Source organism: Tangfeifania diversioriginum (assembly GCF_900141875.1).
In the GTDB taxonomy this organism is placed as follows: domain Bacteria; phylum Bacteroidota; class Bacteroidia; order Bacteroidales; family Prolixibacteraceae; genus Tangfeifania; species Tangfeifania diversioriginum.
In genome coordinates this window covers 26,758-50,192 of the sequence record NZ_FQZE01000002.1, presented here as the reverse complement: position 1 = coordinate 50,192, position 23,435 = coordinate 26,758, and the positions used below count along the sequence as shown (strand labels likewise).

Here is a 23,435-nt window from a genome sequence, read left to right as displayed (position 1 = left end):
CGATAAAAAACAGTATATCAATGAAAAAAATAGTTTCACTATTCAGTATCACACTCATCTTGCTGCTTTCGGCATGTAACGATGATTATATGGATCGTTTCCCCGAAACATCTATCGGAACCGAAAACTTCTTTCAGAGCGAAGAGGACCTGAAAATGTTTATTTATAACCTTTACAGTTTTCCGGGAGTTAATGAATATGGCGATGACGGGTACAACACAACCGACAATGCAGCCAATACCGGGAGCACGGAAATGAAAAACATTATGCTCAGCAGCAATCCGTCATCGGCCACAATTAGCGGAGGTTGGAACTGGAGTACATTGCGTAACATCAATCTTTTTCTTGAAAACTTTGAAAAAGCGGGGCTCCCTGAAGATCTCGCAGCGCATTACGAAGGATTAGCTCGTTTCTTCCGCGCCCGTTTTTACATGGACAAAGTGCAACGCTTTTCCGATGTCCCCTGGTACGACCAGGTAATTGGCTCATCGGATGAAGAACTGCTGTTTAAGGGCCGTGACCCGCGTGATTTTGTGGTGCAAAAAATATTTGAAGATTACGAATTTGCCAGCAACCACGTAAAAGCCGACCAGCCCACCGGAGCAGTAAACAAATGGGTTGTGCTGGCATACAAAGCGCGCCACGCACTGTATGAGGGAACTTTCAGAAAATATCATGCTGAACTGGAACTGCAGGGCAGTGCCGACACCTACCTGCAAATTGCCCGCGATGCGGCAAAAGAAATCATGGACAACGGTGGGTTCAGCATTCACAATACCGGAAACCCGGACTCGGACTATGGCTCGTTGTTTAACAGCCAGGATTTAACGTCAAACCCTGAAATTATTTTTGCCAACATTCACGAAGACCAGGTGAAAAACAGCGGCTGGTGGGAATGGATGTTCGGTAACTATGAGGTTAGCCCGTCGAAAGATTTGTTGCAATCGTACCTGATGACTGATGGCTCTTTTTACACCTCGCAGCCTGATTACGAAACAAAACCTTTTGTGGAAGAGTTTGAAAACCGCGACCCCAGGCTGATGCAAACTTATGCCTACCCGGGATATGAACTGGTGAATACAGCTACTTACTCTCAGGGTGGCGGCATTTACGTGCAGCAGCTGCAGAAAAACTTTACCGGCTATCACCAGATTAAAGGTTTTATCAATAATACCGAACAAACAGTTCAGAACGGGGTGGATTTTCCGGTGTTGCGCTTTGCCGAAACACTCCTGATTTACGCTGAAGCCAGGGCTGAACTGGGTGAACTTACACAGGACGACCTGGACATTACAATTAACGCACTCCGCGACCGCGCCGGAATGCCACACATGACCATGGACCCGCCGGTGGATCCAATCCAGGAAGCACGTTATCCGAATATCACTACTTCTCAAAAAAATGAACTGCTCGAAATACGCCGCGAGCGCCGGGTTGAACTGGCACTGGAAGGCTACCGTTTTGACGACATCATGCGCTGGGAAGCAGGAAAAGTGCTGGAAAAAGAACCCAAAGGAATTTACTTTTCCGGGTTGGGAAAACACGACCTTACCGGCGATGGCATTGAAGACATCGTACTGCTCGACCTGGGCGAATCGATACCGGGCGCCGGCGACAAAGAAACCAACGAGCTGGGTGAAACATTAATATATTACCGCGTTGGTCCTCAGGACAGTGATGCCTCTTTCTATATCAGCGGCGACAATGAAGGTTTTATGGAATCAATTAAGGACAGGGGATCATTTGTTACTCCAAAATATTATTACCGTCCGATTCCGCAAACCCACACAACAGTTAATCCAAATCTTACCCAGATTTTTGGCTGGGAGTAAAATTCATTAACCTGAAAAATAGTAAAAAATGAAAATATTAAATCGTTTATTTATATTGATTAGTGTCCTGGCAGTAAGCTGCGTACCCACTTTTGAAGAAGTGGGCGAACTACCCGACAATCCTGGAATTAAGGAGGTACTGGTAGGTAATGAAAACGGGAAAGTTGCCCAGGAGAATGCCATTTATCCCGAAGCCCGAATCGACACAGTTTGGGTGAAAGACAAATCAGTTGATTTCAGTAATGTGTACCTGAACGCGAACCTCGAGGCAGGTTGCACCATCGAACCGCTTGGCGATGCACCCCGATTGGGTGTTTACGGTGATTTTTCATCGCCACGCAATTACCAGGTTACGGCTCCGTCGGGAAATACTGCCGACTGGACCATTGTTCTCGACTATTACGTCCCCCCGGTAGGCTGCCTTGCCGACAGGTGGGTGGGCGACATAACCTGTGTGGATGAAATTTATCCGAGCTACAGCCCGGCAACAGCTACTGGAGAAAAAATTGACGACGACTGCCACCGCATCAACATTGCGTTTAATTTTTGGGCAGATGCCTCGGCACCGGCTCTTTTCGAACTTCAGCTTGGCGAAATCGATATGGATACTTTTACAGGAAGTGTAAAGCTTTTAAATGATGTAAATGTAACATCTTACGGCGATGACATGACCTTCCATGCAGGAGAGGCCGGAACTTACAATGCCACATCTGATGAGCTGCATTTAAGTTTCGAATTCAGCGGATATGATATTGGTGGCGGTACATATGATTTCACAATTAGCAGTGGCAATGAGTAATTTTCGTATATTAAGTTAAGTTTGAGGGTCCGGCGTGGCCGGGCTCTCTGCTTTTTTGTAACATCAATCAAAATAAAATATCATGAAACACATATTCTTTACACTTACCATACTTCTGTTTTTTTCCTGTTCGCAAGCCGGAGCACCGGGACCACAGGATGAAAACACCTCCAATTTCAGCTTTGCATACCTCACTGACATTCACTTAAACAACGGCAACAACAACAACTGTTTTGAGGGATTCGAAAAAGCAGTTGCCAATGCAAAAGCGGAAAATGCAGATTTTATAATGACGGGCGGCGATAATGTGGACATCGATGGGATGGACAGTGAGCAACCTGCCCATGACCTCTATGAAAAATACGCCGGAAAAATCGACGCCGCCGGAATCCCATTTTACCCCACCATTGGCAACCACGACCGTTTTTGGGCAACCGGGGAAGATGATCCGCTTTACAACGAAGGCCTTTTTGAAAAATACCTTCACGAAAGTTACTACTCGTTCGACCACAAAGGCTGGCATTTTATCGTGCTCAATTCAGCCCAAATCTGCGATGGCTATTATTGTGTGGGCGACGAACAAAAGCAGTGGCTGGCAGCCGATTTGGCCAAAGTGGATGCCGGAACACCCATTATCGTGTCGGCCCATGTGCCGTTCCTGTCGGTTTACTATCCCGCATTGCATGGCGAATACACACCAAAAGATACGTTCACCAATTTCAAAGAAATCTGGGACATGTTCGAAGACAAAAACCTGAAACTGGTATTGCAGGGGCACATGCACCTTTACGAAGAAATTAAAGTGAAAGACGTCCAGTTTATCACAGCCGGTGCAGTTTCTGCCAACTGGTGGGGCGGCCCCTACCACGGAACAGAAGAAGGCTACCTGAAAATTGACATCGACGGCGACGACTTCAGCTGGAAATATGTGGATTACGGATGGGAAATTAAATAATACTAAGATGAAAAATATTGGATTTATATTACTACTCGCACTTTTGTGGAGTTGCGGGAACAGCCCCAAAAATCAAGGCGCAGAAGAAAAAGAAACAGTTTCCTTTACGGTGATGTCGTTTAACGTGCTGTACAGCACCAGTGTGGAATCGACCATAAAAACCATTGCCGAAACCGGTGCCGACATTACCGGGTTGCAGGAAGCAAGCGACGAACGTATTGAAGAAACAGCCGACTCGCTGGGGTACTATTTTCACGCATTCAGCAAAGCCGCCGGAAACCTGAGCGACAACGACACGGGAATTTTAAGCCGCTTCCCCATCGGGAAAGAATTTGAAAACGGCGTGATGGTGGAACTGCCCAACGGCGATGAGATAGCCGTTTTTTCAGTTCACCTTTCGGCTTATCCTTATGAGCCGTACGACATTCGCGACGGCAAAATTGAAACAGCAGCGGATGCAGAAACTGCAGCAGGAAACACCCGGCTTCCCGAAATCAACCCGGTGCTTGAACAAATCGACAGCCTTATGAACGCAGGCGTTCCGGTATTCTTAACCGGCGACTACAACGAGCCGTCGCACCTCGACTGGACTGAAAAAGCAGCAGAAAACGACATGCATTTTTCAATGGCAGTGGAGTGGCCCGTTTCAAAAGCAGTGGTTGACACCGGCATGGAAGATGCCTACCGTGAAGCCTATCCGGATGAAGTGGCCAAAAACGGTATCACCTGGACCACCAACCTTTCAGAAAATGAAGTGTACGACCGCATCGATATTGTTTACCAGGCCATGCCTGCAAACTGGGCTCTGAACTCGGTAAAACGTGTGGGAAGACCTGAAAACGACAGCGCCGTAAAAATTCCGGGCTACGAATCGGATCATTATGCAGTAATTGCTTCTTATTCAACAAATAACGAGTAAGCGATCGAATGAATTTGTCATTTCGAGTGTTCACCTAATTTTATCAGGCATAATGAGAAGATGACACACTTAATGTTACTGTCATTTCGAATCTGAGGCACGAAGATGAGAAATCTGCTCCTACAAAAAGAGATTTCTCCTCCTGCGTCGTCGAAATGACAGCAACAATTAATTTTGAATACAATACTTTCACGTAAAAACAGCACCATGAAAAAAAAAATTTGCAATTGCATTACTAATGATAATAATCACCCAGACCGGAATAGCACAAAACCACAACGTAGTGAAAAAGCCCGAAATGCTGCGGCATATGAAACGCCAGGAAATCCGGATACCTGACATTCAGGGGTATGAAACGCTAAAATGCGATTTTCACATGCACACCATTTTTTCTGATGGCGACGTGTGGCCCACGGTACGCGTGCAGGAAGCGTATTACGAAGGACTGGATGCCATTGCCCTGACCGACCACATTGAAAACCAACCGGGCAAAAAATACGTGGGCGGCGATCAGAATTCATCCTACGAAATTGCCCTTCCCGAAGCCAAAAAACGCAACATCCTGTTGGTAAAAGCCGGTGAAATTTCACGTGGCATGCCGCCCGGGCACCTAAACGCGCTGTTTGTTGACGATGTGACCAAACTCGATGTCCCCGATTACATGGATGCCATTGAAGAAGCCAACAAACAGGGAGCATTTGTTTTCTGGAACCACCCCGGCTGGCAGGCGCAGCAACCCGACACCAACAAGTGGTGGGATGTGCACGAGGAAATTTACCAAAACGGCTGGCTGCACGGAGTCGAAGTGTTCAACTGGGATGAATACTACCCCGTTGCTTTTGAGTGGTGCAACGAAAAGAACCTGGCTTACCTCGGCAACAGTGATGTGCACATGGCCAGTGCGTACCGTTTCGACCTGGAAAACCACCGCCGCCCCATGACACTGGTTTTTGCCAAAGACAGAAGCCTTGGGGCACTGAAAGAAGCACTTTTTGCCAAACGCACCGTCGCTTTTTTTACCGACGAAATGGCCGGTCCGGAAGCGTTACTTTCAGAGCTCTTCAATGCATCGGTTACCGTTCATCAACCTTTTAACGTGGAAAACGGGACGGCACATTTTGAAATCAGTAATCCCACCAATCTGACTTTCATTCTTGAAAACGAAGACCCGACCAACGGGGCACCCGGAAAAATTGAAATCGCACCGCGCAGTTCGGTTATTGCACAGTGCAACCTGAAAAACGGAAAAGCCGTTCTGCCCTACGCGGCAACCAACTTGTACACCGGCAAAACTTCGAATTTGATGGTGGAGCTGGAAGTGAAGGAATAATTGATTCCTTTAAAAATTACTGAGCAGTCGTCAAACAAATAATGCATTTAGCTGCAATTCATTGAGGTACAGAATGCAGCTCATCGGAGTGAGTCCCCCTTTGATTGAGATTTTACATTTGGAATACCGATGTTTTATACCAAAGGGGGATTCAGAATTTTTGAGTTGTGAAAACTTTTGTTCTCAATCCCCCTTTAATTCCCCCTTTAATTGGCATCAATTTATTTTCATGGCAAAAAATACAATTAAAGGGGGACGAGCTCCAGACAAAGCCACTGCTTTAGCTGGCAATATTTTGACCGGGTGTTGGATTTCTGGTTATATCGCGAATAACGATTAAAGTAATACAGTTTTATTCACCAGCTGGCTGAAAAGTCAGCAGGTGAAATGCCGGCAAACAGACCTTTTCTTCCCTGCTGCCGGCCTGATTTCTCCCAACCAGCAATTCACCGCCCGGTACTGCCTGCGTCGCTGATTTATTTCCGCCCCCCAACATGCACTGAGAAACACAGCAACTTTTTTCGTCCAACGCCTTGCAAATCAAAAACAAACCCGCTACCTTTAGATTTTTGTTAAACAACCGTGTATGCAAAACGAAAACCAACCCGTATTTTCTACAGTAATATAAATGTTACAAAAGATGAACAATACATACGCATAGAGAATGTATTATTCACCTTTTATGTATATAGCTCATTTTGAAAAACTAAGAACTAACTATTACAAGCATGAAAAAAATACTCCATTTTCTTTTAGTAATTATAACAGCAATTTCTTGTACTACAAAAAACAATTATAAAGTCCCTGAACAAGTAATTATTTCCGGGAAAATATTAAACTTCAATCCTGAAAATCCAAATGTACATTTAAGCGTGAATCGTCTGGGATTAGGTTCATTACAAATACATGAAGAAATAGACAGTATTGGATATTTTACTGCTTCTTTTGAAAGTTACACGCCTACTGATGTATGGGTTTTGTATAAAACGAATTTTTTAGTTTTAACACATCCTGGAGATAGTATCTATGTTGAATTTAATGGAAATCCACAACAACGTCCTGAGCTATTAAAATCAATAAATTTTAGCGGAGATGCAGCATCACAGAATCAAAATGCCGCAAAATTTCAATTGATGTATTTCTCAAATCCCATGTATTACGATTGGGATGCAAAAGCAAAAGCGGTGAAAGAATTAGGCAAGGATGAGTATATAAGCTACTTAGATTCTCTGCAAAATGTAAGGGATAAATTATATAATCAATTTGTATCTGATGTTAACCCGAACAAGGAAACAGAAATTTGGGCAAAAACTTATCTTGACGAAGATTACTTTGATGCCTTAGCCTTTTATCCGGCAAAACATAAAAGGGCCAACAAGCTTACAAACAAAGACTGGTCCGTTCCAATCTCTTACTATGATAACCTAAAAAAGCGAATACCTATATCAGAATCAATGTTTATTAGTGGTTATGCTTTATCAAATTTTATCAATCGGTTTCATTATGATTATGTGAGAAATAATTTATGGGAAGATGAAGAAAATCAAAAGTATAAAACAAACGATGGTTTTATTGCAGGACCAGGTAATGTTATAGATTCATTAATAGTGTATGGTGTCATTAAACATACACCAGACTCTCTTTTAAAACAAATGGTATTAACTGAGTTAATAAGGCAAAATTTCGAAAAGTCGGACATTAGACTTTTTGAAAAATACCGAAAGGTAATTGAATCAAATATCAAGGAATCCTTTCTAATAGAACCTTTGCTTGAACAGTACAATATAATAAAAGAGCGATTAGACAATCCTCAGATAGCATCAGAAGCCATGTTGAAAAAGATTGCTGATTCATCAGCAAAGCAAATTATGGATAGTATTATTACAACAAACAAGGGTAAGGTTATATATCTTGACTGTTGGGCAACTTGGTGTGCACCCTGCATATCAGAAATGCCAAATTCAAAAGAATTAAGGAAAAAAATGGAAGGGAAAGATGTTGCTTTTGTTTATATGTGTCTTGATTCTGAGGAAAAACTCTGGAAGGCATCACTTGCAGAATTGCAACTAACTGGTCAACATTATTTTTTAACAAAGGAACAAAGTACGGATATTCGAAAAATTTTCGAGGTTAGTGGTATTCCTCATTATTTTCTAATTGATAAAAAGGGAATTATTATAGAAAAAGGCTCTCATTTAAGACCAAATAATGTGGAGAAAAAGATTGTGAAATTATTGAAAGAATAAAAATACGAATGCCTAACCCAGTACATATTTCAGAGCGGGGTCGGTGCGGTTCGCCAACTTTGGATTCTCGCATCGCTTTTTGTGTACTACCGGAAAGGAACACACTTCGAATTCCGCTACGAAAAATTTGTATTTGAACGTTACTATGAAAAAGCAAAAACAAGCATGAAAAAAGTACTCTTCACATTAATTCTCTCGTCTATACTTTTGTTCAGCTTTGAGTCAAAATCCCAGGGTATTTTCTCCAAAACAGGAAAATTTTATCCTGAAGTCGGGCAACGATCTGTATTAATGGGACATATCGTAAATTTTAAAGAATTCACTGAAGCTCCAAAAGTAATTAATCTTGAAGTTGACGATATTACAATTGATTATCCTCATGTGTTTAAAACAGAAATAAATGAAAAGGATACTTTTAAGTTTGATATCCCGCTTTATCACTCAATTAATACCTACCTATGATGAAAATAAAACATGGTAATAAAAGCAATATGAACCATAAAACATTAGACCGAAATGAATAACTCCATTAAATTTCCTGCCCTGATTTTTACTCTGATTTTATTCCTAGTTTCATGCAACTCAAAAGTAGAAGGTTTAAAACCAGTGCAACTTACTACTGAATCAGTTTTTATAACTGGAAAAATTTTAAATCCAACGCCGGAGAATAATACCATTACTGTTTATGAGAACGATATTTTATCAGGCGATCAAAAATCCCAATCAAGTCTGGTGGATAGTTCAGGTGATTTTCAAATGAAGCTGAACCTGTATAATTCAAAAGATGTATTAGTCAAATATGTTAATAATTCTTTTCCACTAATCGTTCATCCCAATGACAGCATCCATATTGTATTTGATGCAGACAAGATGTCAGACAAAGATAAATTAGCAAAAACCATTCAGTTTTCGGGTAGTGCAGCAGTTGAAAACTCAAAATTGATTGCCTTCCATTCCGAAATCTCTAAAATATCCATCCCCTTACAACAATATCGCCAATATGAAAAAGAGAAATATCCAACTGATTTCATTGCCATACCAGATAGTTTGAGAACTGCCAGGAAAGAAGTTGCCAATGAATTTATTCAACAAGGCATTTCCAATGAATTAAAAGAATGGATAAAAAACGACGTTGACTTTGAATATTACAATTGGCTTGCCCGGTACCCACAAAACCACGCCAGGTTTAATGAACTTGATAAAGATACAGTTGTTCCCTCCTCTTTTTATGATTTCATGAACATTGAGGTCTCTCATGAATATTTGCACAATTCAAAATTTGTCGATTTTATAAGCAGGTACAGGTTTGGTAGAATTAATGCCTTTTCAAAGAAATATTCCACCAGTAGTTTTATTGGCTATTTACTGGAAGGAAAAGACAACACATATTTTGGGAGTTCAACAGCGCAAGAAATTGAAGTAATAAATGATATAACCAAGGATAAATTTTTAAAAGAAATATTAATTGCCAGATGCTTATTTGATTGCCTTGACAGAAGAGAAATTGCTGAATTTGAAAAGCAGTATTCACTTTTTAATAAAATTGTCCACCAACCTTTCTTACGAGAACCTTTAATTAATAAATATTTAGAGACAAGGAAGTATTTTGAGTGTCCTCAGCAGAATGAAAACACATTATTAAAGTCAGCAAGAAACACACCCGCTGAACAACTAATCAGTAAAATAACACAAGAGCATCAAGGGAAAATAATATATATGGATATCTGGGCAACATGGTGCAGTCCATGCCGAAAAGAGATGCCAAATTCAAAGAAATTAATGAATGAAATAAATAGTGACAAAGTTGATTTTGTTTACCTCTGCACTGATTCAAATGAGGACAGATGGAAAGCATTAATTAGTGAACTGGAAATTGAAGGAAGTCATTATTTAGCGACACCGGATCAAAGTCGGTTCATTTATGAATTATTTGAAATGAGTGGAGTTCCTCAATACATTTTATTTGATCAACAAGGAAATATTGTAGATAAAGGCTCCCGGTTGCGACCTGGAGAGAGCTTAATTAAAACAAAAATAGAGAACCTGCTAAAACAACAGAAACAGGGCATAACTGCACAAAAAAGTTAGATTCAATAAAACAAGGCACTATTACAGAAAACGGTTCTCATTTAAGGCCTTATATTGTGGAAGATAAAATCGAAATATTATTAAAAAATAAAATGAGTTCAACCAATTCATAACTTTATGCAAAATTAAGCTCCGGCAATATGGGTTTTGTTCAATTGAGCCATTAAACCCGGCGGAGCACATCTTTAAAAAACTATGAAACCAATAATCGACCACATACAGATAACGGTAAAAAACCTGGAAATAGCTGAAGCATTCTATGACAAGCTAATGCCTGTTTTAGGGTTCGACCTTGCCAAAAAGTCGAAAGGAACAGTGCAAGCCCATGAATTTGATGTGGTGGAATACTTTCATCCGCTGTTGATTTTTGGGATTAACTCGCCAAGAAAGGCGTTTAAAAATGATATCATTCACCGGAGAAAACCGGGGGCGTTACATCACCTTGCATTCAAAGCTGAATCACGCGAAGCGGTTGACAGGCTCTACCCGCAGATTAAAGCCACCGGTGCAACTATTGTTGACCCGCCAAAGTTTTATCCCCAGCATGGCGAAAGTTATTATGCCCTGTTTTTCAAAGACACCGAAGGAATTAAGTACGAAATTGTTTTTGAAGAACGCGGGACCGGTTAATGGCACCCTCGTTAAACAATAGAATTTCAGCACGGTTAATAGTTCATGAACTTTAACGCATTGCTGATATGAAGAATAATAAGCATCTCTCGCAGGAAGAGGGCGAAAAACTGCTGAAAACCCTGCAAACCCGTTTTGAAAAAAACAGGCACCGGCACCAAAACATCAACTGGGCGGAAGTTCAAACCAAACTTGAAAATCTCCCTGAGAAACTTTGGTCGCTCAACGAAATGGAAGAAACAGGTGGTGAACCGGATGTGATTGGTTATGACACAAAAACCAGCGAATTCATTTTTTATGACTGCTCGGCGGAAAGTCCCAAAGGGCGCAGAAGTGTTTGTTACGATCCGGAAGCTCTTGAATCGAGGAAAAAATTCAAACCCAAAAATAGTGCGGTTGGCATGGCGCAGGAAATGGGCATTGAACTCTTAACAGAAGAGCAGTACCGTGAATTGCAGCAATTGGGGGAATTCGACACCAAAACATCCAGCTGGGTAGTCACACCACCCGAAATCAGGGAGCGGGGAGGTGCACTTTTTGGCGACCGGCGCTTCGGAAAAGTGTTTATTTACCACAACGGCGCTGAGTCGTATTATGCCGCCAGGGGATTTCGCGGCTGCCTGAAAGTCTGACACCCCGGATCCTCCGTTTACTGCCCCAACCGTTTTTTGGCGTCTTCCAGGATTTTTACTGTTGCCGTGGCACCACATCGTGAGCAACCTGCCTTTTGCACGGCCAACAGTCCGTCGAGTGAGCGCACGCCGCCGGCAGCTTTCACTTTTACGCCGGGCCCCACACTTTTTTTCATCAGTTCGAGATTGGGAATGGTGGCGCCGGTGTAGGCATATTTCCCGTCGTCGCCTTTCACAAACCCAAAGCCGGTGGAAGTTTTCACATAATCGGCACCCACGCGGGTGCAAATTTCACACAGTTTTACAATATCCTCTTTTTGGGTCACGTAATCGGTTTCAAAAATCACCTTCACAATGGCACCGCTCTCGTGGCATTTTTGGGTCACCGCGCCAATCTCTTTTTCAATGTAATCCCAGTCGCCCTGCAGCGCTTTGCCAATGTTAATGACCATGTCAATCTCCACGGCGCCGTCGTTACAGGCATTTTCCGTTTCAAACACTTTTACCGGAATGGCTGAATTCCCTGCCGGAAAACCGATTACACACCCCACCAAAACATCCGTTCCTTTTAAAAGCTGAACCGCCTGTTTTACGGCGTACGGTTTTACACACACCGAAGCTACATCGTATTTTTTGGCCACTTCGCACTCCCGTTTTAAATCCTCATCGGTCATTGTGGGATGAAGAATGGAGTGGTCAATCATTTTCGCGAGTTCTTTTACTTTATCCATTTTCTTATTTTTAGTCATCAATTGCCGGAAATATCATCTGCCGGAATTTCCAGCCGGTGTCATCGTTAACCGGCCCCTGGGTTTGTTTCATTATAATACCGATTACATTCTCAGCAGGGTCGGCAAAATACTGCGTGTTGAAATAACCGCCCCAGTCGAAAGTGCCTTCGCTTCCCAGTCCGCCTTTTGCCACAGCTTCGGTTGTAAGCACACCAAACGCCAGCCCGTAATGCTCTTCAGTTCCGCTGAATAAATCTCCTGTCTGGTTGGCCATGATGGTATTTACCGTAGTGCGGCTCAGCAGGCGCACTCCGTTGTATTCACCTCCATTCAGGTACATTTGCAGAAACGTGGCATAATCTTTTGCGGTGCTCGAAAGTCCGGCTCCGCCCGAGAAAAATGTTTTTGCCCCTTTAACAGGGTAGTCAGTATCGTAAAAAGTAACCGGGTACTTTTGCCATTTCCCGTCTTTTTTGTGCTGAACGGCCACCAGTCTGTCCGCTTTGCTTTCCGGCAGATAAAAACGGGTGTCGTCCATTCCCAGCGGATCGAAAATGTGCGTTTTCAAAAACTCATCGAACGGCATTCCCGAAACCACTTCAATAAAATAACCGAGAACATCGAGTCCCTCGCTGTACGTATATTTTTCACCCGGCTGATGATGAAGCGGCAGTTTGGCCAGTTTCTTCACACTCTCTTCAATGGTAATGTTTTTAGTAGTAAACAGGTCAGTTACGCCGGCTTTTTGGTAAAGCATTTTAAAGCGTTCATCGCCGTCAATTATTCCATAGCCCAGTCCCGAGGTATGGGTGAGCAGGTGACGGATGGTAATCTCGCGTTTCACCGGCTCGCCGGTCCAGCTGGTGTCGCTGTAGCTAAACGTTTTGAGTACCTGCTGGTTTTTAAATTCGGGAATGTACTTTGAGATCGGATCATCCAGCTGAAATTTTCCCTGTTCCCAAAGCATCATCACTGCCGTGGAAGTGATCGCTTTGGATTGCGAGGCAATGCGGAAAATATCGTCCCTTTTCAGTTCGCGGCCTTGCTGATTATTGGCCATGCCATACGCTTTCCAGTGCACAATTTTGCCGTTCCGCGCTACCAGCGAAACAATCCCTGGTAGGTTTCCTTCAGTCACTGCTTGCTGACACATTTTGTCGATGCGTGCAAGGCGTTCCGGCGACATTCCAACACTTACCGGCTCTGCTTCGGTCAACACCTGCGAAACCTGTACCGATTTAGTCTGGGAAGAAACTGCTGTTGCAATGAAAAACAGCATAGAAATAAAGAGTATCCGTTTCATGATTTAGTCTTTAAAAATTCAAAAGTTATTATGTAAAAATACAATATTTCCTTCAGTTTGTATTATTTATTGTTCTGAAGAAGGAGTCCATCATATCCCCCAACATCGACAAACGTCTCAATGACAACATGTTCCTTTAGTGAAAATGCTTTTTTGAGTGCTTTTTGATAATCTTTGGAATTTGAAGTTTTTATTACCGGAACACCAAAATAGTTATTCTCAGATTGAAATAATTCCACGGGCAGGTCTGTTCCGTAATTTGAATCGAAATTTTTCCTGTTCTGTTTTATCCGGATAAGTATAATCGGTCATGTTTCCGCTGGGAACACCAAAAACATAACGAACTCCGATAGCTTTGAGGGTGCGGGCAAATTTATTAGCAACGGTTGGCATGATAAATTGTTATGAAATCATCCCCATCACCTCATCCAAATCCACATCTGGCTGTATTATTTCGTAATGGGCCTGTTTGTAAAACACATCGCGTTTTTTCAGCGTTTCATCGATAAAATCAATCAGTTCTTCTTTCGATTTCCCTTTAATGAGCGGACGTTCTGTTTTGGATTTCAGCAGGCGACTGGCCAGGATTTTCGGGTCGATATTCAGGTAGATGGTTTTGCCGGTACGGTTCATTAAATCGATATTGTCGAAAAAGCAGGGCGCACCGCCGCCGGTGGCAATTACCACATCAGTAAATTCCGAAAGTTCTTCCAGGGCTTTGCGTTCGCGTTTGCGAAACCCTTCTTCGCCAAACTCGTCAAACAGTTGCGGAACAGTTTTGCAGTTTCGTTTTTCAATGTAATGATCCATATCAACAAACTGCAGCCCGGCATGATTGGCCAGTCGTTTTCCCATTGTCGATTTTCCGCAGCCCATGTATCCAATCAGGTAAATTCGCATTGCTCTTTCATTTTTTCGGTCAGAACAACAAAGCTAAAAAAGATTTCCAAATCTGTTTTTCAGGTTCAGGCTGACCTGATTGAAATTGTTCGACAGTAGTTCGATTCAGGTTCAATTGGCTGTCAAAGTTCAATTTTTATGCACAAGCAAATTACCTGGTTCATACTTTCCCAATGTTCTCCGAAACGAGCATGCGGAAAAACACCTCACCCCTTCGACTTTCCCGAACGTTCGAACTCTCTAACTCCGCATCAGAAAAGCGACATCTGGTTTTTATCATCGCTTTTATCCGGACGTTTCACTTCAAACGGGATGTCATCAAAATCATCTTTCGGGCCTTCTTCATCATCTTTGTCCTGAGCAGGTTTCTGGTCTTCATCTTTTACCACCGGTTCCACTTCTTTTACATTTTCAATGCTGTAATTCGAAAGTCGTTTCCCTTTTGCTTTCCATGATTTTACACCAATATATTCTGCCACCTCTATGATTTCATTTTCCCGCTCGGAGTGTTTCCCGCCAAACTCAATCTCGAGGCGCGGGTAGCGCACCCAGGTAATGCTGATGAGCTTGTTATCCGGGTTGTCGCCGATGAACCGGATGCGTTTGCCTTCGGGTTCATCAATCTCGAAACGTTTTACATAGTAGAACTTCTGTTCAGCATCGTAATAAACTGCCGAAAGAATTTTACCGCTGTCGAATTTTTCAATGGTTAAAATATCCGGATCGAAATGGTTACTCAAATCGAAATTGTAAAGCTGCAATTCGCCGTTTTTGTAGATAACCAGAATTTTGTCTTCGCCCAAAAACTCACCGAGGTATTTCCCGCGGTTATCAGCATTGAGGCGCATCACATCCTCATCGAACCAAATTTTCCGTCCTCCCAACGTGGAGATGCCTTTTTCCTTCAGCGAAATTTTATACACCTCATGTTTGGTGAGGATGTTCCCCATCGACTGGCGGCCTTTGATGGCCAGCTCACCCATATCCACTTCAAAAGCCAGTTTTTTGATACGCGGTTTGGGTTTCAGCAATATTTTCAGCACTTCGGCCTCACCATTGGGGTTGGCCGAGAAATAGGTAACCCGCGAACCTTTTGTTCCTTTAGTAAGGTCGTATTCCTTGTCGCGTGTAACTCCTGTTACGGCAAATCGTTTCATGTACGACACACCCGTTTTCCCGTCGCGATACACGGAATTGTATATGGTTCGTTTGTCGTTTCGTTTAAAAACGGCAATGTGCAGCGGGTTTTTCCCAATGAATGTTTTGTCGGAAACCCGGGTGACAAAATAGGTTCCGTCGCGTCTGAAAACAATGATGTCGTCAATATCGGAGCAATCGCACACAAACTCCGATTTTCTCAGGCCGGTTCCCATGAAACCTTCCTTGCGGTCAACATACAGTTTTTCGTTTTTCACCACTACTTTGGTGGCCACAATATTTTCGAAACTCCTGATTTCGGTTTTGCGTTCACGGCCTTTCCCGTATTTGTCTTTCAGGTGGCTGAACCAACGAATGGTATAAGGAACAATATTTTCGATATTATTCACCACTTCGTCGATTTCATCTTCAATGGATAATATATGCTCGTTGGCCTTGTCGGTGTTGAATTTCAGGATTCGCGCCATCCTGATTTCCATGAGCTTCTGGATGTCTTCGCGTGTAATTTCCCGTTTGAATTTGGGTTTCCAGGGCTCCAGTCGTTGATCCACATGGGCGATGGCCACATCCATGCTTGCGGCATCTTCAAATTTTTTGTCTTTGTAAATCCGCTCTTCAATAAAGATTTGTTCGAGCGAAGCAAAATGCCAGGCTTCTTCCAGCTCAGACTTTTTAATTTCCAACTCCTGTTTTAGCAGGCGAAGCGTGGCATCTACCGAACGTTTCAGTATTTCTGAAACACTTATGAAATGGGGTTTGTCGTTTTCAATGATGCAGGCATTTGGCGACAGCGAAACTTCGCAATCGGTAAATGCATAGAGCGCATCAATGGTTTTGTCAGACGAAACATCGTTGGCAATGTGCACAAGGATTTCCACATTCTCGGCCGTGTTGTCGTCAATTTTTTTGACTTTGATTTTACCCTTCTCGTTGGCCTTGATAATTGAATCGATAAGCGTTGTGGTGGTTTTCCCAAACGGTATTTCGGTAATGACCAGCGTTTTATTGTCGCGCTTTTCAATTTTGGCCCTTATTTTCACGACACCACCACGCAGTCCGTTGTTGTATTTACTGAAATCGGCCATGCCCCCCGAAGGGAAGTCAGGCAAAATCTCAAACTCTTTGTTTTTCAGGTAAGCGATGGAGGCATCGATCAGTTCGTTAAAATTGTGCGGAAAAATTTTTGAGGCCAACCCAACGGCAATCCCGTCAACTCCCTGCGCCAACAGCAGCGGGAATTTCACCGGCAGTGTGACCGGCTCTTTTTTGCGGCCGTCGTAGGCCAGTTTCCATTCGGTGGTTTTGGGATTGAACACCACCTCGAGGGCAAATTTTGTTAAACGCGCCTCGATGTACCGTGGTGCAGCAGCGCCGTCGCCGGTGAGCTGATTCCCCCAATTTCCCTGAGTATCAACAAGCAGGTTTTTTTGCCCGAGTTGCACCAGGGCATCGCCGATTGAAGCATCGCCGTGTGGGTGGTACTGCATGGTTTGCCCGATAATATTGGCTACTTTGGTGAATCGCCCGTCGTCCATTTCGCGCATGGCATGCATAATGCGGCGCTGCACCGGTTTCAGCCCGTCGTTCACGTACGGAACCGCACGTTCCAAAATTACGTACGACGCGTAATCCATAAACCAGTCGCGGTACATTCCGGGCAAATAAATGATTTCTTCCTTTATCCGTTCCGGGTTATTATCCTGTAATTCTTCGTTGTTAGCGTTTTCGTTTTCTTCTGCCATTCTATTCTGTTGAGCTCTTTTTAAGCCACTTCGTCTTTTTCTACGTACAAGTTATCAATAATAAAATCCTGCCTGTCGGGCGTATTTTTCCCCATGTAAAATTCCAGCATCTGCTTCACCGAGTCAGTTTTTCGCATCATCACCGGATCGAGACGGATATCTTTTCCAATGAAATTTTTGAATTCATCGGGTGAAATTTCGCCCAGCCCTTTAAACCGGGTAATTTCAGCTTTCCCTTTCAGCTTTTTAACCGCCTCTCTTCTCTCTTCTTCCGAATAACAATAATAGGTTTTTTGCTTGTTTCGCACCCTGAAAAGCGGGGTTTGCAAAATAAACACATGTCCCTTCCGGATGAGATCAGGAAAAAACTGCAGGAAGAATGTGATGAGCAGCAGGCGTATGTGCATTCCGTCCACATCGGCATCGGTAGCAATTATTATCTGGTTGTAGCGCAAATCTTCGAGGCTTTCCTCTATGTTCAGTGCTGCCTGCAGCAGGTTGAATTCTTCGTTTTCATAAACCACTTTTTTGGTCAGTCCGAACGTGTTCAGTGGTTTTCCCCTCAGGCTGAAAACGGCCTGGGTATTCACATTCCGCGATTTTGTAATGGAGCCGCTGGCCGAGTCGCCCTCGGTGATAAAAATGCTCGACTCTTCCGCCTTCGGATCTTTACTGTTGAAATGAATGCGGCAATCGCGCAGTTTTTTGTTGTGCAGGCTCACTTTTTTGGCCCGCTGCTTAGCCAGTTTCTTGATGCCCGAGATGGCTTTGCGCTCGCGTTCCGACTCCACAATGCGCTTGTGCAGTACTTCTGCCGTGTCGGGATTTTTATGCAGGTAGTTGTCGAGTTCTTTTTGCAGGTAATTCCCCACATGTGCCCTCACAGAAGGTCCGTTCGGGCCAATGTCCTTCGACCCCAGTTTGGTTTTGGTCTGCGATTCAAAAACCGGCTCTTCTACCTTAATGCTCACCGCGGCAACTATTGAAGCGCGAATATCTGACGGGTCGAAATCTTTTTTGAAAAAATCGCGGATGGTTTTCACATACACCTCACGAAATGCCTGAAGGTGCGTTCCACCCTGCGTGGTGTGCTGGCCGTTTACAAACGAGTAATAATTTTCGCCGTAGCGGTTTCCGTGCGTAATGGCAATTTCAATATCCTCTCCTCTCAGGTGAATAATGGGATAAATGGGATTTTCATCGATGTTATCTTCGAGTAAATCGCGCAATCCGTTTCTGGAATAAAACCGCTCGCCGTTATATTCAATGACGAGCCCCGCATTGAGGTACGTGTAGTTTTTGACCATGTTCACTACATAGTCGCTGATGTAATGAAACTTGCTAAAAATTGCCTCATCGGGTTCAAATGCCACAAGTGTTCCGTTGGGTTCGTCGAGGCCTTTTATGTCCTTTTCGTCTTCAATTATTCCCTGGCTGAATATTACCTCTTTTGCCTCGCCTTCCCTGACAGAGCGGACAGTGAATTTTGAAGAAAGCGCGTTAACAGCTTTAATGCCGACACCGTTTAACCCCACCGACTTCTTAAAAACCTTAGAGTCGTATTTGGCACCGGTATTCATTTTACTTGCAGCGTCAACCAGTTTGCCAAGCGGAATTCCACGGCCATAATCGCGAATGGCAACTTTATCCTCTTCAATATCAATTTTTACTTTTTTCCCGTGCCCCATCATAAATTCATCCACTGAATTATCGAGCACCTCTTTCAGCAAAACATAAATACCATCGTCGGCAGAAGAACCATCGCCCAATTTACCGATGTACATACCGGGGCGTTTCCTGATGTGTTCCTGCCATTCAAGTGTTCTAATTGTTGCTTCGTCGTAATTCGGAGCCATATATTTTTGAAATTTGCCACAAATATAACTAAAACAACGATGTTTTGTATAGGTGCAGCCACACCATTAATGAACAGCAAACAGTTGAAAAAGTATGGATAAGTAATTGAGTTAAAAGGGTATTTTCTGAAAGAATGCACTGAATACAGCAGGGGAAATAATTTATTTCTATCGAAGAAATTATTCGATAGATTCAAATTATACCCATTTTCCTCATGAGAAAAGTTGCGTTCATGGTTTTTGTTACACCATCAGAAAGCAGGTAATCGAAAACCAGTTCATCATTTTCAATATTTATTTCGAAACACTTATTGAAAACCATCTGCGGATACTCTTCTTCCATCTCGCTGAGTTTAAGGTCGTGTGTGGCAATTAATGCCACTGCTTTTAAATGGAGCAGTTTGCGGATGAGTTCTTTCGATCCGTTGAGTTTATCTACTGAGTTGGTTCCTTTCAGCATTTCATCGAGAATAACCAGGATACGTTCCCCGTTTTCCAGCCTATCCAACACGCCTTTAATGCGTTTCAGCTCGGCAAAAAAGTAAGATTCGTCTTTGAGCAGGTTATCGGTGGTGCGCATGTTGGTGTACACTTTTACGGGAGTGCAAATTAACTCTCCGGCACAAACCGGAGCCCCCAAACGGGCCAGCACCATGTTTACACCTACGGTGCGCAAAAATGTGCTTTTGCCAGCCATGTTGGCACCGGTAACAATTACCACTTTCGACCATCCGTCGATAGTCATGTCATTGGAGACTCTTTTATCAGGAGGCAACAAAGGGTGCCCAATTTGTTTCGCCCGAAATGTAAATCCGCCATCGTGAATTTCTGGAAAGTTAAAATCAGGATTGTTATTGGCAAAATTCCCGAGGCTGATTAATGCATCCATTTCGGCAATTACCCCAAGCCAGGCAACTAATTTTTTACGGTTTTGACGGTGCCACCTCCAGAGTTTGTACACACAACGTATATCCCACAAAAACAGGGAATTAAAAACCATATTGACCACAAGGTTGTTGCGGTACTCAAATTGGCCGATCAGTTTTTTCAACTGGCTGAAAATATGGCTTGCCTTGTCGGGGTTGCATACTCTTTTTTGCAAATCCAACAAAAACGGAGCCTCAAACTCCCGCTCTTCAATAAATTTCAGCAGCTGCATGTACTTCCCCAACAATTCCGATTTCCGGCCAAAAAACTCAAAATATTGCGCAACTCTTTTTCGCGAAAACCACAGGACTCCCCATTGGATGAAAATCATCAGGATTATCCAAAAATTGGAAATTCCCAGTATTGCCGGAATAGCTGCCAGAATGGTCAGTAAAGGAATGACAATAACCGCCGCACGAATGGCGCCCGGGCGGTTCAGTTCCAATTCTGTTTCCGACCACCGTTTAATTTCTTCATTCAGCTCCGAAGTTTCTTTAAACAAATGCCCGTTGGCCAAAAAGTGTAATCGCCAGTTGGGGATTTGCGACAACTCGCGGATGGCATCCTGGCGTTGTTCAATATCCTGTTTTTGCAGAAAAGGATTCTTAAACCACTCCGCCAGCTGTGTTCGTCCGCTTTGAGTTGATGTGCGGTTAATGAATTGAAACAAAGAATCGGTGCCAAAAACATCCAAATCGTAAGCATAAAAATGGTTGGTATCCAAAAAATCACTCCCCTCATCAAAATGGTCGAAACGATGTATTAAAGCCAGCAATTCATCTTCGGTTAACTTTTTCAGTACTTCATATTTCTTCTTTTGCTTTTCGAGCTGAATATTTTTTTTAATCAGGAAGAAAAAAAAGACGGTGAAAGCGAACATGGGCACCACGGTGAGCCAACCGTTCCAGCCCCAAATAATAAGCGGAAGAAATATGAGCAAAAAGGCAAAAAGACGAAACCAGGCAAATTGTCTGATTTTTTTTGAAACAGCCTTGAGTTTGGCGGAGTAAAGCTGATTTTTTGACTGGTAAAATGCTTCAGCCGACGGATTCATATCACAAAAAATTATAACGGTGTAGCAAAGTAGCCATAATAATTACCGTAACCGAAAGCACCGCAAAAACCAGAAATACCTGTCCTGCCTGACGGGCAGAAAGATTGGTGGTTTCAATTTTCGGATTTCGGGCAAGGAAGAAATGAATTTCCACAAACATGAGCAGCTTGTATGTGCCCCAGCCAATTAACCAGCCCAGTGCAGCACCGGAAACAATATCGAGCGGATAATGCACGCCCGAATATATCCGCGAATAGGACACCAGCAAGGCCCAGAAAAGCATGAGCAGCCAGAAACCGCGGTTCCTGAAAATGCGGGTGATAAAGACAAACAGTGCAAAAGTGTTGGCGGCATGCGACGAAACAAATCCGTACAACCCGCCCTTTCGCAATACATTGTGCACCATGTGCTGAATATCGGGGTTGTGTACCGGCCGTAATCGCTGCACCGTTTCTTTCACGAGTACCGACAACTGATCGCTGAGCAAAATGGTAAGCGCCAAAAAAAGCACCACCAGCCACCACTTGCTCTTAAAGTTTTTGAACACGTAAAACAGAATAACCAGGTAAAACGGGAACCATGTCTCTTTGCGTGTCACCATCAGCATAACGGTATCCCAAAAGTTGTTGTGAAAGCTGTTCAGAAACAGAAAAAATTCGCTGTCAAGTTCCAGTATTTTTTGTAAAAACTCCATTTAGTTATTCAATATTTCCCAGATTTTATCTTTCAGTTTCGTTACGTTTAACCCCGTCACTGAAGAAAAGAAAAGGTGAGGAATACCTTTCAGCTCATCGCTTATTTCGCTCATCAATTCATCGTCGAGCAAATCGGCTTTGCTGATGGCAAGAAAACGTTGCTTGTCGAGCAGCTCGGGATTATATTTTTCCAGCTCGTTGAGCAAAATTTTATATTCCTTTAGATGGTTGTCGCTGTCGGCCGGAACAAGAAAGAGCAACGCGGGATTACGTTCAATGTGGCGCAAAAACCTCAACCCCAGCCCTTTTCCTTCGTGGGCGCCTTCTATAATTCCGGGAATGTCGGCCATTACAAAAGAGTTTTCCTGGCGGTGGCTAACAATGCCCAGATTGGGCGTTAGCGTAGTAAACGGATAATCGGCAATTTTGGGTTTTGCTGCAGAAACCACCGAGAGCAGGGTTGATTTACCTGCACTGGGAAATCCCACCAGGCCCACATCGGCCAGCACTTTCAGCTCGAAAATTTTCCAGCCCTCCTCGCCTTCTTCGCCTGGCTGCGCAAAACGGGGAGTCTGAAAAGTTGACGACTTGAAATGGTCGTTTCCCAGTCCGCCACGGCCGCCTTTCATCAATATTTTTTGCTCACCGTGCGCTGTAATTTCAAATAAAAAATTTCCGGTTTCGGCATCCCTGACAACAGTTCCCAGCGGAACTTCAAGAATTACATCTTCACCGTCGGCACCGGATTTAAGCTGGCCCCCTCCCGGCCCGCCATGCCCGGCCTTAATATGTTTTTGGTATTTTAAATGAAGAAGAGTCCATTTGTGCCGGCTGCCTTCGAGAATAACATGGCCACCACGGCCGCCATCGCCGCCATCGGGACCGCCCTTGGGTATAAATTTTTCGCGGCGCAGGTGTGCCGATCCGGCACCTCCGTGGCCCGACTTGCAGTGTATTTTTACATAATCAACAAAATTCGATTCTGCCATTTTCCTCCCCTTCTTTTCAACTTCAATTAATAACCATGTGGTTCGCGGATAATGAGCAAATTGAATTATAATTTTTCAACTGCCTTTTCCAGCCGCCCTGCAATTTCCTCAATGGACCCCATTCCGTCAATGCCAAAATGTTTTCCCTGTTTTTTGTAGTATTCAATCAGCGGCATTGTTTTTTCGTTATATACGTTAATACGGTTTTCAATAATGGACTGGTCCTGGTCGTCGGCCCTGCCCGAAATTTTTCCGCGGCTCAGCAGCCTGTCGATAAGCTCTTGTTTTTCCACTTCAAGGCTGAGCATTCCGGAAATGGGCGTGCCGTTTTCATTCAGCAGGCTGTCGAGTGCTTTGGCCTGTTCAACAGTACGCGGAAACCCGTCGAAAATAAAACCTTTGGCTGCTTTGTTCTCTTCCAGTTTATTTTTAATCATGCCAATTACAACTTCGTCAGGCACCAATTCGCCTTTATCCATGTAGGTTTTGGCTTTATTTCCCAGTTCGGTGCCTTTTGCCATTTCGCCGCGCAACAAGTCTCCTGTTGACAAATGAATGAGACCAAACGATTTCATTAGACACTCGGCCTGAGTACCTTTTCCTGCCCCCGGAGGGCCAAACAAAACTAAATTTAACATACTGATTTGGT

The 23,435-nt window shown here is 43.5% G+C and carries 20 protein-coding genes; 10 read left to right on the top strand and 10 right to left on the bottom strand.

Features of this window, described 5'->3' with window-relative positions; genetic code table 11:
- Positions 1 to 20: 20 nt before the first annotated feature.
- The 10 genes from BUC07_RS01455 (at position 21) to BUC07_RS01405 (ending at position 11,431) form a co-directional block, all read left to right on the top strand.
- Entirely contained in the window at positions 21 to 1,832 is a 1,812-nt protein-coding gene (locus BUC07_RS01455; RefSeq protein ID WP_073164492.1) for a RagB/SusD family nutrient uptake outer membrane protein, read from the top strand.
- 28 nt (positions 1,833 to 1,860) lie between these two features.
- Positions 1,861 to 2,631, top strand: coding sequence for a DUF5018-related domain-containing protein (locus BUC07_RS01450; protein WP_139279435.1), 771 nt, complete (start codon positions 1,861 to 1,863; stop codon positions 2,629 to 2,631).
- Between the two features lie 82 nt (positions 2,632 to 2,713).
- Complete coding sequence (locus BUC07_RS01445) at positions 2,714 to 3,586, top strand: metallophosphoesterase family protein (protein WP_073164485.1); 873 nt, start codon at positions 2,714 to 2,716, stop codon at positions 3,584 to 3,586.
- Between the two features lie 7 nt (positions 3,587 to 3,593).
- A complete protein-coding gene (locus tag BUC07_RS01440) occupies positions 3,594 to 4,505 on the top strand; it encodes an endonuclease/exonuclease/phosphatase family protein (protein WP_175552441.1) in 912 nt (303 codons plus the stop codon).
- Positions 4,506 to 4,743: 238 nt separating this feature from the next.
- On the top strand, positions 4,744 to 5,835 hold the full coding sequence (locus BUC07_RS01435; protein ID WP_073164482.1) for a PHP domain-containing protein: 1,092 nt from the start codon (positions 4,744 to 4,746) through the stop codon (positions 5,833 to 5,835).
- Positions 5,836 to 6,563: 728 nt separating this feature from the next.
- Positions 6,564 to 8,081 carry a TlpA family protein disulfide reductase gene (locus tag BUC07_RS01425; RefSeq protein ID WP_073164476.1) on the top strand — a complete coding sequence of 506 codons (1,518 nt, stop codon included), beginning with the start codon at positions 6,564 to 6,566 and terminating at the stop codon, positions 8,079 to 8,081.
- 165 nt (positions 8,082 to 8,246) lie between these two features.
- Entirely contained in the window at positions 8,247 to 8,543 is a 297-nt protein-coding gene (locus BUC07_RS01420; protein ID WP_139279434.1) for a hypothetical protein, read from the top strand.
- 54 nt (positions 8,544 to 8,597) lie between these two features.
- Positions 8,598 to 10,169 carry a TlpA family protein disulfide reductase gene (locus BUC07_RS01415; RefSeq protein ID WP_073164470.1) on the top strand — a complete coding sequence of 524 codons (1,572 nt, stop codon included), beginning with the start codon at positions 8,598 to 8,600 and terminating at the stop codon, positions 10,167 to 10,169.
- 195 nt (positions 10,170 to 10,364) lie between these two features.
- The gene (locus BUC07_RS01410; RefSeq protein ID WP_073164467.1) at positions 10,365 to 10,799 is read left to right on the top strand and encodes a VOC family protein; all 435 of its coding nucleotides are present in this window, start codon (positions 10,365 to 10,367) and stop codon (positions 10,797 to 10,799) included.
- Between the two features lie 68 nt (positions 10,800 to 10,867).
- A complete protein-coding gene (locus tag BUC07_RS01405) occupies positions 10,868 to 11,431 on the top strand; it encodes a DUF4256 domain-containing protein (protein WP_073164464.1) in 564 nt (187 codons plus the stop codon).
- Between the two features lie 17 nt (positions 11,432 to 11,448).
- Here BUC07_RS01405 and deoC read toward each other — a convergent pair whose 3' ends face one another.
- The 10 genes from deoC to BUC07_RS01360 form a co-directional block, all read right to left on the bottom strand.
- Entirely contained in the window at positions 11,449 to 12,162 is a 714-nt protein-coding gene (gene deoC, locus BUC07_RS01400) for a deoxyribose-phosphate aldolase (RefSeq protein ID WP_083578053.1), read from the bottom strand.
- A 10-nt stretch (positions 12,163 to 12,172) separates the two neighbouring features.
- Positions 12,173 to 13,465, bottom strand: a complete 1,293-nt coding sequence (locus BUC07_RS01395; protein ID WP_073164458.1) for a serine hydrolase domain-containing protein — start codon at positions 13,463 to 13,465, stop codon at positions 12,173 to 12,175.
- Positions 13,466 to 13,684: 219 nt separating this feature from the next.
- The gene (locus tag BUC07_RS20825; RefSeq protein WP_175552440.1) at positions 13,685 to 13,858 is read right to left on the bottom strand and encodes a hypothetical protein; all 174 of its coding nucleotides are present in this window, start codon (positions 13,856 to 13,858) and stop codon (positions 13,685 to 13,687) included.
- 9 nt (positions 13,859 to 13,867) lie between these two features.
- The gene (locus BUC07_RS01390) at positions 13,868 to 14,365 is read right to left on the bottom strand and encodes a shikimate kinase (RefSeq protein ID WP_073164455.1); all 498 of its coding nucleotides are present in this window, start codon (positions 14,363 to 14,365) and stop codon (positions 13,868 to 13,870) included.
- A gap of 251 nt (positions 14,366 to 14,616) precedes the next feature.
- Positions 14,617 to 17,265: a DNA gyrase/topoisomerase IV subunit A gene (locus tag BUC07_RS01385; RefSeq protein WP_073164452.1), complete on the bottom strand. Its 2,649-nt coding sequence runs from the start codon at positions 17,263 to 17,265 to the stop codon at positions 14,617 to 14,619.
- A gap of 20 nt (positions 17,266 to 17,285) precedes the next feature.
- Positions 17,286 to 19,121 carry a DNA topoisomerase IV subunit B gene (locus tag BUC07_RS01380; RefSeq protein ID WP_073164449.1) on the bottom strand — a complete coding sequence of 612 codons (1,836 nt, stop codon included), beginning with the start codon at positions 19,119 to 19,121 and terminating at the stop codon, positions 17,286 to 17,288.
- 193 nt (positions 19,122 to 19,314) lie between these two features.
- A complete protein-coding gene (locus tag BUC07_RS01375; RefSeq protein ID WP_073164446.1) occupies positions 19,315 to 21,102 on the bottom strand; it encodes a MutS-related protein in 1,788 nt (595 codons plus the stop codon).
- A 1-nt stretch (position 21,103) separates the two neighbouring features.
- Positions 21,104 to 21,796 carry a phosphatase PAP2 family protein gene (locus BUC07_RS01370; RefSeq protein WP_073164444.1) on the bottom strand — a complete coding sequence of 231 codons (693 nt, stop codon included), beginning with the start codon at positions 21,794 to 21,796 and terminating at the stop codon, positions 21,104 to 21,106.
- On the bottom strand, positions 21,797 to 22,786 hold the full coding sequence (gene obgE / locus BUC07_RS01365; RefSeq protein WP_073164441.1) for a GTPase ObgE: 990 nt from the start codon (positions 22,784 to 22,786) through the stop codon (positions 21,797 to 21,799).
- A gap of 65 nt (positions 22,787 to 22,851) precedes the next feature.
- A complete protein-coding gene (locus BUC07_RS01360) occupies positions 22,852 to 23,424 on the bottom strand; it encodes an adenylate kinase (RefSeq protein WP_073164438.1) in 573 nt (190 codons plus the stop codon).
- Positions 23,425 to 23,435: the final 11 nt, after the last annotated feature.

What these genes read in the sequence shown, in the direction of transcription:
- BUC07_RS01395 (WP_073164458.1), bottom strand. Translation starts at nt 13,465, where the DNA reads ATGAAACGGATACTCTTTATTTCTATGCTGTTTTTCATTGCAACAGCA.
- BUC07_RS01455 (WP_073164492.1), top strand. Translation starts at nt 21, where the DNA reads ATGAAAAAAATAGTTTCACTATTCAGTATCACACTCATCTTGCTGCTT.
- BUC07_RS01375 (WP_073164446.1), bottom strand. Translation starts at nt 21,102, where the DNA reads ATGAATCCGTCGGCTGAAGCATTTTACCAGTCAAAAAATCAGCTTTAC.
- BUC07_RS01440 (WP_175552441.1), top strand. Translation starts at nt 3,594, where the DNA reads ATGAAAAATATTGGATTTATATTACTACTCGCACTTTTGTGGAGTTGC.
- BUC07_RS01420 (WP_139279434.1), top strand. Translation starts at nt 8,247, where the DNA reads ATGAAAAAAGTACTCTTCACATTAATTCTCTCGTCTATACTTTTGTTC.
- BUC07_RS01405 (WP_073164464.1), top strand. Translation starts at nt 10,868, where the DNA reads ATGAAGAATAATAAGCATCTCTCGCAGGAAGAGGGCGAAAAACTGCTG.
- obgE (WP_073164441.1), bottom strand. Translation starts at nt 22,786, where the DNA reads ATGGCAGAATCGAATTTTGTTGATTATGTAAAAATACACTGCAAGTCG.
- BUC07_RS01445 (WP_073164485.1), top strand. Translation starts at nt 2,714, where the DNA reads ATGAAACACATATTCTTTACACTTACCATACTTCTGTTTTTTTCCTGT.
- BUC07_RS01385 (WP_073164452.1), bottom strand. Translation starts at nt 17,265, where the DNA reads ATGGCAGAAGAAAACGAAAACGCTAACAACGAAGAATTACAGGATAAT.
- BUC07_RS01410 (WP_073164467.1), top strand. Translation starts at nt 10,365, where the DNA reads ATGAAACCAATAATCGACCACATACAGATAACGGTAAAAAACCTGGAA.
- BUC07_RS01360 (WP_073164438.1), bottom strand. Translation starts at nt 23,424, where the DNA reads ATGTTAAATTTAGTTTTGTTTGGCCCTCCGGGGGCAGGAAAAGGTACT.
- deoC (WP_083578053.1), bottom strand. Translation starts at nt 12,162, where the DNA reads ATGGATAAAGTAAAAGAACTCGCGAAAATGATTGACCACTCCATTCTT.
- BUC07_RS01425 (WP_073164476.1), top strand. Translation starts at nt 6,564, where the DNA reads ATGAAAAAAATACTCCATTTTCTTTTAGTAATTATAACAGCAATTTCT.
- BUC07_RS01370 (WP_073164444.1), bottom strand. Translation starts at nt 21,796, where the DNA reads ATGGAGTTTTTACAAAAAATACTGGAACTTGACAGCGAATTTTTTCTG.
- BUC07_RS20825 (WP_175552440.1), bottom strand. Translation starts at nt 13,858, where the DNA reads ATGCCAACCGTTGCTAATAAATTTGCCCGCACCCTCAAAGCTATCGGA.
- BUC07_RS01415 (WP_073164470.1), top strand. Translation starts at nt 8,598, where the DNA reads ATGAATAACTCCATTAAATTTCCTGCCCTGATTTTTACTCTGATTTTA.
- BUC07_RS01380 (WP_073164449.1), bottom strand. Translation starts at nt 19,121, where the DNA reads ATGGCTCCGAATTACGACGAAGCAACAATTAGAACACTTGAATGGCAG.
- BUC07_RS01450 (WP_139279435.1), top strand. Translation starts at nt 1,861, where the DNA reads ATGAAAATATTAAATCGTTTATTTATATTGATTAGTGTCCTGGCAGTA.
- BUC07_RS01435 (WP_073164482.1), top strand. Translation starts at nt 4,744, where the DNA reads ATGATAATAATCACCCAGACCGGAATAGCACAAAACCACAACGTAGTG.
- BUC07_RS01390 (WP_073164455.1), bottom strand. Translation starts at nt 14,365, where the DNA reads ATGCGAATTTACCTGATTGGATACATGGGCTGCGGAAAATCGACAATG.